Below are 14,539 nucleotides of genomic sequence, written 5' to 3' on the forward strand. Positions count from 1 at the left end.
TTCAAAGAAAGGGCCGTTGCTTTTTGGGGCAACGGCCAGACGGTGGGTCAGTAGTTCTGCGTTAAATCATGCCGGCGCGCACCATGGTGGCTCGCAGCGTCGCAAAGTCACGGTCGACAAACGTATCAAAGGCCTTCCCGGTCAACAGAGCGGGATTCCAACCGTTTTTCTCCAGCGCCTCGGCCCACACCTTGGTTTTCGTTGCCGCGATCACGGTTTGTGTCAACGCATCACGTTGAGCTTGAGTGATACCGGCGGCGCCGAACACACCACGCCAGTTGCCGATTTCCACGTCAATGCCCTGCTCTTTGAGAGTTGGCACGTTGATGCCTTTGAGGCGTTGACCAGAAGTGACTGCGATCGGTTTCATCTTCCCGCTCTCAATGTACTGCTGAAACTCGCTGTAACCACTGCCACCAATGGTGACATTGCCGCCCAAAATGGCCGCTGTTGCTTCACCGCCGCCACGGAAGGGAACGTAATTGATTTTGGCAGCGGGGACGCCCACCGCTTGCGCAATCTGCGCCGCGGCAATGTGCTCTGTCGAGCCTCGCGAGCCACCGCCCCACTTGATACTGCCGGGGTCTTTCTTGAGCTGAGCGACGACATCGGCCATCGATTTATAGGGCGAGTTGGACGGCAACACGAACACGTTGTACTCGGTCGTCAAACGCGCAATGGGCGTCAGCTGGTCGATAGAAACCGGTGGCTTGCCAGTGATGATCCCGCCCAGCATGACTGCACCCATAACCATCAGTGCGTTTTCATCACCCTTGGTGGAGTTGTAAAACTGCGCCAAACCAATCACACCCGCCGCGCCGCCCTTGTTCTCATAAGTTACGGAGGCTGCGCCAGCTTCACGCAAAGCGCTACCCAGCGCCCGGCCTGTGCCGTCCCAACCCCCGCCTGGATTGGCGGGAATCATCATCTTGATGTTGGCGGCCGCTTGCGCCGACATGGGGTAGACACCCGCAGCCATCAAGGCAGCGATTGATTTGAGGAAAGTATCACGACGCATTGCTCATCTCCTGTTGGGGTTGTTCGTACCGACATCATGCGTTCCCAGGCTGTCAATCTGCTGTCCGGTGGCACTAGGGAAAGCCCGGACACGCGACCCACACCGTATGTACGTAACATCGCGCACCTGCAAACTCCAAATTTGGCTGACTCATTTGGCTGACTCCTCAGTCTGGAATGCCCTGACAACTGTTGCCCAAAGAAGATAATGAACCCAACGCTGCATGCAGCCCTGCCCGAACTTGGCCAAGCAACGAGCAAAGACTGAGACCGCCATGAGACTTCTGCTGGTCGAAGACGACATTGCACTACACACCTCTCTCAAGCGAGCCATGACCCGTTTGGGCTGGGAGGTTGAGGTTTGCGCTGATGGCCGAGCGGCCTTGGGCCGCTGGCGAGCCAGCCTGCCCGATGTGGTTTTGCTCGATCTGAGCTTACCTGGCCGAGACGGACTCCAAATTCTGGAGCAGGCCCGTCTTGAGAATTTGAAAACGCCGGTGCTCATCCTGACCGCGCGTGGCACCGTCGGCGACAAAGTGTTGGGGCTCAACGCCGGAGCGGATGACTACCTGCCAAAGCCTTTCGACCTGGATGAGTTGGAGGCCAGAGTCCGGGCGCTGCATCGTCGTCGGCAAGAATCATCCACCGAATTGGCCACAAGCTCTGATCTGAACGGCAGAGTCCGCTACGACAAAGATAGCGGTGCCGTCTACCACAACAAGCAGATCCTGGACCTCACGCCACGTGAACTTGCGCTGTTGAAGCCCTTGCTGGAGCGACCCGGGCACGCGGTGAGCAAGGAGCGTCTGTTTGAGTTGGTTTTTCCCGGCGCATCCGAGGTCCAATACGAGGCCATAGAGGTGGTGGTCTACCGACTTCGCAAAAAACTGGCAGATACCGGCGTGAGTCTGGTCACCCTGCGCGGGCTGGGCTATGTGCTCAAAGTCGACGCATGACCAGTCGCCCCGCATCGCGATCTCTGCGCAGGCATTTGCTGCTCGGCATTTTGATCCCGGTCGGCCTATTTATCCTGATCGACACCATTGGTCTTTATCAGCAGGCCTTCACGGCGGTCAACACCGCTTACGACCGAACCTTGCTGGCCTCCGCCAAATCCATTGGAGAGCACATCAAGGCGGAAGGCACTGGAGAAAACACTCAGCTATATGCCACGGTGCCCTATGCCGCGCTCGAACCCTTCGAGGCCGACAACCGCAGCCGCATGGTGTACCGCATCTCCAGCACGCAGGGGCAACTGATCGATGGCTTCAAAGACCTTGCCGTCTGGCAGGGTGAAATACCAGACAAGGGCCCTTACGCGGCACTAGTCGACTTCTACGACGACACCTATCTTGGTGACGCTGTGCGAGTGGCCGTTTTGCTGCAACCAGTCGCCATGGGGCAAGCACGCGCCATGGCCGTCGTTCAGGTTGCCGAGACTCTGGAACTCCGACAGGCCTTGGCGAGACAAATTTTGATTGACACGCTACTGCGGCAAGCGGGCTTGATCATGGTGGTGGTCCTCGTGGTGCTGGTGGTTGTTCAACATGCGACTCGCCCGATTCGCCAGTTGAGTGATCGCCTCCAGGCCCGGGCGGAGAACGATCTGGTTCCCGTCGAGGCCAATGGCGCCCCCCTGGAGCTAACACCGCTTGTGGATGCGACCAATCACCTGATGGGCCGTTTGAAGCACCTGCTTGACAACCAGAAGCGCTTTGTCAGGGATGCAGCCCATCAACTGCGCACGCCGCTGGCGGTGCTCAAAGTGCAGGTTCAGTCCGCGTTGCGAGGGGACATTGATGCACGACAGGCGCTCCTCGAAATCAGCGACACCGTCGACCGGGCCACCACGCTGGCAAACCAAATGCTTTCACTTGCCAAGGTTGCCCAGTTGACGAATCAGGTCGCCAGTAGCCCGATCAACGGAGACCTTATTCTGCGAGAGATCGCGCTGGACTTATCCCCATTGATCGTTGCCAAAGGCATTGACTTTGACATGGACTGCACGCCGGTCTGGATCAATACACACGACTGGATGTTGCGTGAACTCATGCGCAACCTGCTTCACAACGCCATCCGCTATACGCCGGCCAACGGCAAGTTGAGCATCAAGTTTCATGGCAGCAACCAAGCCGCCCAGCTGATGATCAGCGACAGCGGCCCAGGCATCACCCCTGAACTTCGTCAGCGTCTGTTTCAGCCATTCTCAGCCGGAGAAACGCACTCAGGCTCTGGTTTGGGTTTGGCTATTTGCAATGAAATCGTTCAGGCACTGCACGGCAGCATCTACCTGGAAAACCGTACAGCGTTTGGCCAAATCACGGGTTTGGACGTGATCGTCCGAATGCATTGTCTTCCCCCTCCAGGATGAGATTTTTCACACCACTCAATTCATCGCCACTCGGACGCCAGGCTAGTTTCCCGAGGGTTTTCCCGCAGCAGCCTTGCGTTATGCTGTTCCCCTGACATAACCAACGAGGAGATAACCCAATGCGCGTGATTCAAAAATTTGGTTTGGGGCTCAGCCTCAGTGCCGCCCTGTTCTCTGGTGCCGCTCTGGCTCAACAACAGTTCGTCAACGTCCTGACCGGTGGTCAAAGCGGCGTGTATTACCCCGTTGGCGTGGCTCTGTCACAGATTTACGCCAAAGCGATCCCCAATGTGCGCGCAACGGCACAGGTCACCAAAGCGTCGGCTGAAAACCTGAACCTGCTGCAAGCCGGTCGCGGTGAATTGGCGATGGCCCTGGGCGATGCCGTGTCGGACGCCTGGAGAGGTGATGAAGAGGCTGGCTTCAAAACCAAGCTGGACAAGCTGCGTGGCCTCTCGGGCACCTACAACAACTACATCCAGATCGTCGCCAATGCCGACTCCGGAATCAAAACCCTGGCGGACCTGAAAGGAAAGCGTGTTTCCGTGGGTGCGGCCAAGTCCGGCACTGAACTCAACGCTCGTGCGATTTTCAAGGCAGCCGGCCTCAACTATGCGGACCTGTCCAAAGTGGAATACCTCGCTTTTGGTGAGTCCGTGGAGTTGATGAAGAACCGCCAACTGGATGCCACCCTGCAGTCGGCTGGCTTGGGCGTTGCGTCAATTCGCGATTTGGCGACCGCGGTGAACATTATCGTGATCCCGGTGCCCGCTGATGTAGTGGCTAAAGTGGGGGATACGGCCTACCAGCCGGCGGTCATTCCTGCCAATACCTACACAGGACAAACCACCGATATCGCCACGGCAGCGATTCCCAACTTCCTGGTCACACATTCTGGAGTGCCAGACGAGTTGGCCTATCAGATGACCAAGTCCATGTACGAGAATCTGGACACGCTGTATGCGGCCCACAACTCGGCCAAGGCCATCAAGCGTGAAAATGCCATCAAAGGCATGCCTATTCCCCTGCATCCGGGCGCTGCGCGCTATTACAAAGAAGTCGGACTGATCAAGTAACTACAACGCGAATTGAGAGAGGGCGGCCCCCCGCCTCCTGATTCTGAGGCGGCCCCTCCCGGGGCCGTTTTTTTTCGCCTTGTCAAATGCCTTCTCGCGCTCAACCGACCATCGCCCATGACCGCCACTAGCGCCCGCTCAGGTTTTGCCGCCGCTTTTATCACCTTCGCGCTCGCGGTAGTCCTGGTGCTGGCGGCCGCATGGCTGGCCTATGGGGCCGCCCACCAGCGCACGCTGGATGAGATGCAGTCCAAAGGTACAGCCCAGATTGAATACCACACACGGGAGTTGTTGAGTGCCGTCGAACGCTTTAAAAACCTGCCGGCGCTCCTGGGGGCAGACGCGTCTCTGCTCGCCCTTCTACAGGCGCCTGACAACACGGCAAACATCAATGCAGCTAACAACTATCTCAGCTTTGCGCAAGTCCGATCCGGGGTTAGTCATGCCTACCTGATCGACGCGCAGGGCCAGACGCGGGCCGCCAGCAACTGGCAACAGCCAGACAGTTTTGTCGGTTTTAACTACGGGTTTCGCCCCTACTTTATGGATGCCATGACTGGCAAAACTGGCGTCTTCTACGCCATTGGCGTCACCACTGGCGAACCGGGCGCCTTCATCGCGGCACCTATCCGGGCGGGAAACCGCGTGTTGGGTGTGGTGGCCGTCAAGATCGACTTGACTGAGATTGAGGACAGCTGGGTTCGCAGCAGCACCCCATTGGCGCTAACGGACCGATATGGTGTGTTGTTTCTGTCGGCCCATCCAGAGTGGCGCTACCGCAGCCTCGACACCCTCTCCTCGGACGCGCTTGAAGAACTTCAGCGCACCCGGCAATACGGAGACATCGCTCAAAACCCGCTTCGATCCCAGCCCGGCCCCATGCCGGCCCGTCAGGGCGAAACACTCCGAGCAGATCATCAAACCTTTCTGGTGCTGGGCCGTCCCATAGAAAGCCTGGGCTGGCACTTGCTGCTGTTCTCCAACCCGGAACGCGCCGTCAACCAAGGTTTGCTCGTGGCCGCGCTGGCAGGTCTGGCCACGGCTCTGACTTTGGCCGGCGCAGGGCTTGGGTGGCAATACCGGCGGCGGCGTTCAGACCGACTGGCCGCTCGTCATGAACTCGCTCAAGTCGTCGCTGCCTTGGATGAACGCATTGCCACCCGCACGGCTGAATTGACGGCGGCCAACGACACGGCAGTTCAAACCGGCAAGCTGGCCCTGCTAGGTCAAATGGCGGCTGGAATCAGTCATGAAATTTCTCAGCCCCTGGCGGCATTGCGCACCATGGCAGATAACGCCAGCGTGTTTCTGAGTCGCGATGACACACCCTCAGCGCGGAAAAACCTGGCGCACATTGGTGACCTGTGCACACGCATGGGCAACATCGTTGGAGAACTAAAGGCCTTTGCCCGCAAGGAGCCCGCCCGCCTGCATGCCGTGCCTTTGTCGGGCGTGATTTCGAGCGCGCTGATGCTGATTGAGCCGCATCGGCATGCGGCCAATGCCCACATCAAGTCGATAAGCACCAACCTGTGGGTCATGGGCGACTCCATTCGACTGGAGCAGGTGCTGGTCAACCTGATTCGCAATGGCATTGACGCGATGGAAGATCAACCCCAGCGTCAACTTGACATTCACCTGGTTGCTACAGAAGCCGAGGTCACACTGTCCATTCGTGACCATGGGCCCGGCCTAAGCCCCCAGGCGCAGGCCCATTTATTTGAACCTTTTTTCACCACCAAACCAAGTGGCAAGGGATTGGGCTTGGGCCTGGCTTTGTCTCAAGCCATCGTGAAGGAGATGGGGGCCACCCTGACGGCCTGCAATGTCGCCCCGGGTGCCCAGTTTGACCTCACCTTGCGCCGGGCCCCGGACCATGAATAATTCAACCATGACTGTTTTGCTTGTCGAAGACGATCCGTTGGTATTACTGGGCGCCGACCAGGCGCTGAGCTTGGCCGGCATGACGGTGATTACCGCCTGCGATGCGGAAACCGCGCTTCGACTCTTGACGACATCCACGCCTGACGCCGTGGTTAGCGATATCCGACTCCCGGGCGCTGACGGGTTCGAGTTGCTGCGCCGGGTTCGGGAGTTGGACCATGAAGTGCCGGTCATCCTCATGACCGGTCATGGTGACATTCGCATGGCGGTGGACGCCATGCACAACGGCGCCTACGATTTTTTGGAAAAGCCGTTTTCATCCGACCGCCTCACGGAGGTGGTTCGTCGCGCGTTGGAAAAGCGTCACTTGGTGCTGGAAAATCGGCGTCTACAGGCCTTGGTTGGTGCCCAAAGCGTCAGCGACCTGATTGGTCAAGCACCGGCCATCGTGGAGGCCAAACGCCGAATCAATGCGCTTGGTCCCACGCAGGTGGACATCCTGATTCGGGGGGAAACCGGCACAGGAAAAGAAGTGGTGGCGCGGGCCTTGCACAAAGCCTCGGGCAGGCGGGGGCCGTTTGTGGCCATCAACTGCGGCGCCTTGCCGGAGTCGATTTTCGAGAGTGAAATGTTTGGCCATGAGGCAGGCGCCTTCACGGGGGCGGCACGCAAACGCATTGGCAAATTGGAGTACGCCCGAGGCGGAACGGTGTTTCTGGATGAAATTGAAAGTTTACCCCTGTCCCAGCAAGTCAAGATGTTGCGAGTGCTGCAGGAGCGTCGACTGGAGCGACTAGGCGGCAATGAGTTGGTCGCTATTGATTGCCGCTTCATTGCCGCGACCAAGGAGGACCTGAAAACGCTTTCCGAACAAGGGACATTCCGCGCTGACCTGTTTTATCGCTTGAATGTGGCCCATATTTCGCTGCCTCCGGTGCGAGAGCGGCGCGAGGACATTCCCTTGCTCATGGCGCATTGCGTGCGAGCGGCGGCTGACCGGTATGGCGTCAATCCGCCGAGTTTGAGCCAACTTCAATTGGCCACCTGGCAGGGCCAGGATTGGCCGGGCAATGTGCGCGAGTTGAAGAATGTGGCAGACCGCTTGTGCCTCGGCCTCGAAGGCGACGCCGCGTCAACCCTCGCCAACGAAAACGATTCGCCCGCCATGGCACTGCAAATAGAGGCTTTTGAAAAGCACTTGATCGTTCAGGCTTTAACGGCCCATGGCGGCAACGTCACCCTGGCGGCCGAGCATCTGAAGCTGCCCAGAAAAACCCTGTACGACAAGGTTGCCCGCTACGCCATTGACACCAGCGTCTATCGATCGCCTGCCTGACCCTCTCAAACCGGGCTTGAAAAGTCGACACAGCGGGGAACCAGGTCGCGCATCACCCGGATCAGTTCCCGACGGTCATCGCGTTGCCACTGAAAGGCGTAATGCAACGGTGCCAAGGGCAAGTCACAAGTCAACACACTCAGATGCCGGGGGCCTGCCCAGTGTTCTGGCAAAAATCCGATCCCCACGCCTTCACGCAACATGCCGGCAATGGCAATCCAATTGTTGCATTCGATGCGCAGTGGCGGTGCAAACCCTTTGACCAGCAACCAGTCATCCAGTCATCCAGTATTCGGGTGGTCCCGGCACTGGCCGGAAGTGTGACCAAGGGCCAGCGTTGCAAGAGAGCGGGTGTGAGAACGCCTTCTGGGCCAGCCACCTCGGGTGATGCCATCTAGGCAAACTGGGCCACCCCCACCGGCTGTGATAAGACCTGGCTGCTCGACGAGCGCCCGGCAATCACTGCAAAATCCAACTCCCCTTTTTCGATTCGGTGCTCCAAAACGGCACCCACATCCACGTAGGGCTCTACCGACAAACCGGGATGCTGCTCCCGAATGCGGGCCACAAATTGAGGTAGCAAGGTAAGTGCCGACAACTCCCCCACCCCAAATCGACACCACCCGCTGAGCCCAGCCTTGGTGCTGAACGTGCCCTGCAAGGCTGCCACCGAGTCCAGCACAGCCATCGCCGGCGCCAGCAATCGCGTGCCGTCGGCCGTCAAAACGGCGCGATGTCCGCTGCGGTCAAACAAGGTGTGCCCCAGGGCCGTCTCCAGCTCGACCAAACGTTTGGAAAGTGAGGAGACCGACAAATGCAGGCGCTCGGCGGCCGTGGCGAAACTGGTGCAGGTGGCTGCGCAGTAAAAAGCTTCGAGTTGTTTGAATGTCGGGGTCAGCATGTTCTTGTTGATTTTTATCGAACTAATTTATTTTCAATATATCGCTTTCTTGAAATAACAGTCGGTTTTAAAGTGCTGCCAGTGCCCCACGCATCCCACCCGCTCATGCCCCACATCACTACACCCCACCGCCTTGATGTCACCCAGCCCCGTCAGTTGACGGGCGGCCCGCTGCCGCCGCGTGCGTTGCGAGATGTGCTGTGCCTTGACGACTTCGAGGCCAAAGCGCGCCGCCACCTGCCCCGCCCTATTTTTGGCTACATTGCCGGCGCCCCCGAAGACAACCATTCGTTGCGGCAAAACCGAAGCGTGTTTGACGACTACGGCTTCACCACCCGTACATTGGTCGACGTCTCCCAACGTCACCAGAGCGTGGAATTGTTTGGTCAGCACTACAGCAGCCCTTTCGGCATTGCCCCCATGGGCATTCACGCCCTATCAGCCTACCGGGGCGATCTGGTGCTGGCCAACGCGGCACAGCAAACGGTTATTGCGTCCATCATGAGCGGGTCGTCACTGATTCCGATGGAAACCGTGGCCCAAGCCGCGCCCGACACCTGGTTTCAGGCCTACCTGCCGGGTGACCCCGCGCGCATCGAAGCGCTGGTGAATCGGGTCGCGCGGGCCGGGTTCAAAACGCTGGTAGTCACGGTAGACCTGCCCGTGTCTGCCAACCGGGAAAACAATGTGCGCAGCGGATTCTCCACACCGCTTCGCCCCAACCTGCGCCTGGCATGGGACGGGCTGATTCGGCCCTCCTGGCTGGTGGGTACCTTGCTGAGAACCTTGATCAACCATGGCGTACCGCATTTCGAAAACTCATTTGCCACCCGGGGCGCGCCCATTGTGTCCAGCAAGGTCATGCGCGACTTCTCAGCGCGCGATCATTTGAATTGGAGCCATCTGGCGCAAATTCGCCGGCAGTGGCAGGGGCCGCTGGTGATCAAGGGCATTCTCAGTGTGGCCGATGCGCGCACGGCGCAGGCGCATGGTGCCGATGCCATCATCCTGTCCAACCACGGCGGGCGCCAGCTTGACGGCGCGATAGCGCCCTTGCGCCTGCTCGCCCCCGTTGTGCAAGCTGTAGGCGACATGCCGATATTGATTGACAGTGGGTTTCGTCGCGGATCCGACGTCATCAAGGCACTGGCCTTGGAGGCGCGCATGGTTTTTGTGGGCCGCCCTTTCAACTACGCCGCCGCTGTCGCCTCTGAAGCCGGCGTACTGCACGCCATCTCAATGCTGCGCGACGAAGTAGACCGCAACATGGCCATGCTCGGCGTGAACCAATGCTCAGAACTCAACGCTGAATGTTTAGTCAAGCTCAGATGAGGTCAGAGCGCGCAACGCGTTGTGCGAGATGCCAGACAAGATGCCGGGTTCATTCTGGAAATCCGCACACTCAACAACTCGGCACCCAATCAAATCAATAACTTGGCGCTCATCACGGCCTGGCAAGCAACTTGCATAGTGATCTGGCCGCGAACCCAAAGCGGCTTTCTTATAACTTGATGGAGACAACAATGAAATTGAAACACCTGCTCACCGGCGCCCTGATCGTTGCCAGCGCCAGCCACGCGATGGCACAACAGCAGTTCGTCAACGTGTTGACGGGCGGTCAAAGCGGCGTGTACTACCCCATGGGTGTCGCCCTTTCACAAATTTATGGCAAGGCCATTCCCAATGTGCGCGCCACCGCGCAGGTCACAAAAGCATCGGCTGAAAACCTGAACCTGCTTCAAGCCGGTCGGGGTGAGTTGGCCATGGCGCTGGGCGACTCCGTTTCCGACGCTTGGAAGGGTGACGAAGAAGCCGGCTTCAAAACCAAGCTGGACAAGTTGCGCGGCCTCTCCGGCACGTACAACAACTACATCCAGATCGTGGCTGGCGCCGACTCTGGCATCAAGACTCTGGCAGATTTGAAGGGCAAGCGCATCTCGGTGGGCGCCGCCAAGTCCGGCACGGAATTGAATGCGCGGGCCATCTTTAAAGCCGCTGGACTCAACTACTCAGACATGGCCAAGGTCGAGTATCTGGCGTTTGGTGAGTCAGTGGAGTTGATGAAAAACCGCCAGTTGGACGCAACTTTGCAGTCCGCTGGCTTGGGTGTGGCCTCCCTGCGCGACCTGGCCACGGCAGTGAAAATCATCGTGATTCCAGTGCCCGCAGATGTGGTGGCCAAAGTGGGTGATGCCGCCTACCAGGCCGCCATCATTCCAGCCAACACCTACCCCGGACAGACGACAGACGTCGCGACCGCCGCCATCCCCAACTTCCTGATCACCCACTCGGGTGTGTCAGACGAATTGGCTTATCAGATGACCAAGTCCATGTATGAGAATCTGGACACACTGTATGCGGCCCACAACTCCGCCAAGGTCATCAAGCGTGAAAATGCCATCAAAGGCATGCCTGTTCCTTTGCACCCCGGTGCTGCGCGGTACTACAAAGAAGTGGGCTTGATCAAGTAAGCGCGTTTACTATCAGCTCTGTGAATCGACCCCTTGTTGGGGTCGGTCCAACTCCTTTCTTTTGAAGAGGCCTTCATGAACGCTCCCAGCACCAGTACAGACGAGACGTCGCACACGCCGCTCAGCGGCGCGATATTCTGGATCGCCATTTTCTTCTCCAGTTACCAATTGTGGATGGCATCCTTTCACCCGCTGTCCAGTCTGGTAATCCGCTCCATTCACGTGGGCTTTGTCCTGCTGATGATTTTTGCGATTCACCCCCCCATGGGCGGGCGATCTGCCATCTGGCGGGCACTTGGCTGGGCCATGGGCCTGACCGGTTTTGCCTTCGGCATTTACCAATGGGTATTTGAGGCCGACCTGACACAACGTGCCGGTGAACTCACCACGGCCGATTGGGTCGTGGGCGTGGTTACCGTCGCCCTGGTGTTTGAGGCCGCCCGCCGCGCCATGGGTTGGGGCCTGCCCGTCATTTGCGCCACGTTCTTGCTGTACGGCATGTTTGGCGAGCACCTCCCGGGCGCTTTGGCACACCGGGGCTTTGGCATGGACCAGATTGTCAGCACTCTGGGCTTTGGCACGGAAGGCATTTACGGCACGCCCACCTATGTGTCGTCTACCTATATTTTTCTGTTCATTCTGTTTGGCTCCTTTCTGGAGCAGGCCGGCATGATCAAACTCTTTACTGACTTTGCGCTGGGCACCGTCGGTCATACCCGCGGTGGCCCAGCCAAGGTGGCGGTGATCTCCTCTGGCTTGATGGGCACCATCAGCGGCTCAGGCGTGGCCAACGTGGTCACCACGGGTCAATTCACCATTCCGCTGATGAAGCGTTTTGGCTACAGTTCGGCCTTTGCCGGGGGCGTTGAAGCCACGGCCAGCATGGGCGGGCAAATCATGCCGCCGGTGATGGGCGCGGTGGCGTTCATCATGGCCGAAACCATCAACGTGCCCTACATTGAAATTGTCAAGGCCGCGGTCATTCCCGCTATTCTGTATTTCGTCACTGCTTTCTGGATGGTGCATCTGGAAGCCGGCCACAAAAACCTGTTGGGTTTGGCCAAAGAGGACTGCCCCAACCCCTGGACGGCGATTCGTGAACGCTGGTATTTGCTGCTGCCTCTGGCCGGTCTGGTGGCGTTGCTGTTCTCCGGTTACACGCCCTTGTTCTCCGGCACCGTCGGACTGGGCCTGACAGCCATATTGATCTTTGGCGCTGCGGTATTGACGGGTGTGAAGAGCCTGGCCTTGCGTGGTCTCTTCTGGGTGCTGTTGGGCTTGGCCTGCTCGGGCTTCTTCCAATTTGGTGTGGGTGCGTTCTTTGTGCTGGTTGCCCTGTTGATCGCCCTGACCTACGCCCGCCGTGTGGGTGCTGATGCCCGCCAACTGGCCATCACCGCGCTGGTGGACGGTGCCCGCCATGCCTTGCCCGTGGCCATTGCCTGTGCGCTGGTAGGCGTCATCATTGGCATGATCAACCTGACCGGCGTCGCTGCCGAGTTGGGCGGACACATCATTGCCATTGGTGAGAAAAGCCTGTTTCTGGCCCTCTTCCTGACCATGGTGACCTGTCTGGTGCTGGGTATGGGCATCCCGACAATTCCCAACTACATCATCACCAGCTCTCTGGCCGCGCCCGTGCTGCTTCAATTGGGCGTGCCGCTGATCGTGTCACACATGTTTGTCTTCTACTTTGGCATCATGGCTGATCTGACACCGCCCGTGGCCCTAGCCGCCTTCGCCGCCGCCCCGATTGCACGGGAGAGTGGACTAAAGATCAGCATGCAGGCGATTCGCGTCGCCATTGCGGGCTTCATCGTGCCCTTCATGGCGGTCTACAGTCCGGCCTTGATGCTGCAAAGCGGCGACTGGATGGACACCACCTGGATCGTGTTCAAAGCGTTGGTGGCGATCGCCATGTGGGGCGCTGGTGCCATTGGTTTTCTCATAACTCGCCTGAACTGGATCGAGCGTGTGGTGGCCATTGCATCGGCCAGCTTGCTGGTCGTTGCATTGCCATTCACTGACGAACTGGGCTTGGCTTGCGTCGCCGCTTTTGTGGCGTGGCACTATTGGCGCAGCCGCCAATTGGCGACCACAGCAACGGCCTGATAAGGCCAGACCCTGCCACATGGCCAGTCTTCTCGGTATTTGCCTGACGCTTGCGGCGTCTGCTCAAGCAGGCCTGCCGTCTGCGCCAGTCTTTGTACCGGGCGAGCAGGTCACGCTGGCGTGGACTCACTCGATTGAGAAAGTGCGCTGGGAAGAAGACTACGTGGTGGCCACCAACCAGGCTTCCCGCCAAGTACCTGTTTTGCTAGCCGTCAAAGCCCGCGTTCGGGGCTCGGCGGCGGGCATGGAGCCGCCGGATGATGCGGTGTTGAAAAACGGCTGGTACGATTACACGCCGTCTATTGCGACAAGCGCTGAGTTGCGGCTGACTCGCTCCGAGTTCACCGCTGACTATGAGTTGTGCCACGCATCAAGCTGCCAACCCATGTCGCATTGGCTCCCCTCGGACCGGGGTATCACTTTGATGACCCCCTGCACAGCAGAAAAATTACTATCAAAAAAATAGCTGCATCCGCTTTATCCACAGGGGCTAGATGCCTATTTAGAGAGAAGAAGTTTGGCCAACTCGGTCTCTGGCATCAAGTGAATGCCCTCTGCTTTGGCAAACTGGCGCGCACTGTCGCTGACCAAACCAAGCGCAATGTAAGTGCAGCCCCGCGCCTCCTGCGCCTCTTTGGCCACAAGCAAGGCCTTCAACCCGTCCACCCCGTGATTAGCCGCTTTCCACCGCTTGCAACTCACCAGCGTGACTTGCCCGGCTTTGCTCAACTGGAAATCAGCGGCCGTGCCATTCAGTTTTTCAACGGTATAGCCCTGGCGGGCGTACCCCTGCTCCACTCGCGCCGAAAAATCTCGCCACGACAGACTCGCCGCTTGCGCCAGGGACTCGCTCACCTGGGCACCACTGGGCTGGCCCTGCTGCCGCCACGCTGCCATGACCGCAATGACCAAAAACGGCAAGGATCCCATCACGCCGAATGGCACGTATTCCTTGGGCAGCAAAGCGCCTGACAACAGGAAAAATGCGCCCACTACCAACATGCTCACCCACCAAGGCTTGCGCAGAAGAATTGCAAAAATTGAGTTTTCTGCCATCTTGAATTTCATATCTTTACCTTCTAAATCACTTTGAAATTGACGCCAATCGGGGCACTTCTTTGAATGTTTGATCATCCAGTCTGAATCGACGCAAAAGTCCTCAATTTACCCCGACACTCCATCCATGTGTGCCACATCCACGCTGCTTGCGCTGGCATTCCCCTGAACACTGAACTGTTGGCCGACCGGCAGTATGGCAGAGACCCACCTGCAGAAAATCGCCCTGCTCGGAGGGCTGCCTCCCGATCGATCCCGCCGACCTGTACCCTCGCTAGCGATCACCCGTTTGACCACGGCATGTATGGGCCGAAA

At 58.6% G+C, this 14,539-nt stretch carries 11 protein-coding genes and 1 pseudogene; 9 read left to right on the top strand and 3 right to left on the bottom strand.

Annotated features, from left to right (window positions below):
* Nucleotides 1-61: 61 nt before the first annotated feature.
* Nucleotides 62-1,018: a tripartite tricarboxylate transporter substrate binding protein gene (locus J8G15_RS06615; RefSeq protein ID WP_210546720.1), complete on the bottom strand. Its 957-nt coding sequence runs from the start codon at nt 1,016-1,018 to the stop codon at nt 62-64.
* Between the two features lie 274 nt (nt 1,019-1,292).
* Here J8G15_RS06615 and J8G15_RS06620 point away from each other — a divergent pair, with 274 nt between their 5' ends.
* The 5 genes from J8G15_RS06620 to J8G15_RS06640 all read left to right on the top strand — a co-directional run bounded on the left by J8G15_RS06620 (nt 1,293) and on the right by J8G15_RS06640 (nt 7,684).
* Nucleotides 1,293-1,973: a response regulator transcription factor gene (locus J8G15_RS06620; protein WP_210546721.1), complete on the top strand. Its 681-nt coding sequence runs from the start codon at nt 1,293-1,295 to the stop codon at nt 1,971-1,973.
* Nucleotides 1,970-3,388, top strand: a complete 1,419-nt coding sequence (locus J8G15_RS06625; RefSeq protein WP_210546722.1) for a sensor histidine kinase — start codon at nt 1,970-1,972, stop codon at nt 3,386-3,388. The genes J8G15_RS06620 and J8G15_RS06625 overlap by 4 nt, the downstream gene beginning before the upstream one ends.
* 119 nt (nt 3,389-3,507) lie before the next feature.
* Nucleotides 3,508-4,464 (top strand): TAXI family TRAP transporter solute-binding subunit, encoded by a 957-nt coding sequence (locus J8G15_RS06630; RefSeq protein WP_210546723.1) that lies wholly within the window; start codon nt 3,508-3,510, stop codon nt 4,462-4,464.
* 117 nt (nt 4,465-4,581) lie between these two features.
* Nucleotides 4,582-6,348: an ATP-binding protein gene (locus J8G15_RS06635; RefSeq protein WP_210546724.1), complete on the top strand. Its 1,767-nt coding sequence runs from the start codon at nt 4,582-4,584 to the stop codon at nt 6,346-6,348.
* A 7-nt stretch (nt 6,349-6,355) separates the two neighbouring features.
* On the top strand, nt 6,356-7,684 hold the full coding sequence (locus tag J8G15_RS06640) for a sigma-54 dependent transcriptional regulator (RefSeq protein WP_240538465.1): 1,329 nt from the start codon (nt 6,356-6,358) through the stop codon (nt 7,682-7,684).
* Between the two features lie 5 nt (nt 7,685-7,689).
* Here the strand turns inward: J8G15_RS06640 and J8G15_RS06645 are convergent.
* Nucleotides 7,690-8,585 (bottom strand): annotated as a pseudogene (locus tag J8G15_RS06645) (LysR family transcriptional regulator).
* Nucleotides 8,586-8,690: 105 nt separating this feature from the next.
* Here J8G15_RS06645 and J8G15_RS06650 point away from each other — a divergent pair.
* The 4 genes from J8G15_RS06650 to J8G15_RS06665 all read left to right on the top strand — a co-directional run bounded on the left by J8G15_RS06650 (nt 8,691) and on the right by J8G15_RS06665 (nt 13,634).
* A complete protein-coding gene (locus tag J8G15_RS06650; RefSeq protein ID WP_240538466.1) occupies nt 8,691-9,917 on the top strand; it encodes an alpha-hydroxy acid oxidase in 1,227 nt (408 codons plus the stop codon).
* A 191-nt stretch (nt 9,918-10,108) separates the two neighbouring features.
* Complete coding sequence (locus tag J8G15_RS06655; protein WP_240538467.1) at nt 10,109-11,056, top strand: TAXI family TRAP transporter solute-binding subunit; 948 nt, start codon at nt 10,109-10,111, stop codon at nt 11,054-11,056.
* Nucleotides 11,057-11,131: 75 nt separating this feature from the next.
* Nucleotides 11,132-13,168 carry a TRAP transporter permease gene (locus J8G15_RS06660; protein WP_210546728.1) on the top strand — a complete coding sequence of 679 codons (2,037 nt, stop codon included), beginning with the start codon at nt 11,132-11,134 and terminating at the stop codon, nt 13,166-13,168.
* A gap of 19 nt (nt 13,169-13,187) precedes the next feature.
* Nucleotides 13,188-13,634 (top strand): DUF1850 domain-containing protein, encoded by a 447-nt coding sequence (locus J8G15_RS06665; protein WP_210546729.1) that lies wholly within the window; start codon nt 13,188-13,190, stop codon nt 13,632-13,634.
* Between the two features lie 32 nt (nt 13,635-13,666).
* On the opposite strand, the gene J8G15_RS06670 is transcribed toward J8G15_RS06665, so the two are convergent.
* Nucleotides 13,667-14,236 (bottom strand): restriction endonuclease, encoded by a 570-nt coding sequence (locus J8G15_RS06670; protein ID WP_210546730.1) that lies wholly within the window; start codon nt 14,234-14,236, stop codon nt 13,667-13,669.
* Nucleotides 14,237-14,539: the final 303 nt, after the last annotated feature.

It is taken from the genome of Rhodoferax sp. PAMC 29310, assembly GCF_017948265.1.
Classification (GTDB): Bacteria; Pseudomonadota; Gammaproteobacteria; order Burkholderiales; family Burkholderiaceae_C; genus Rhodoferax.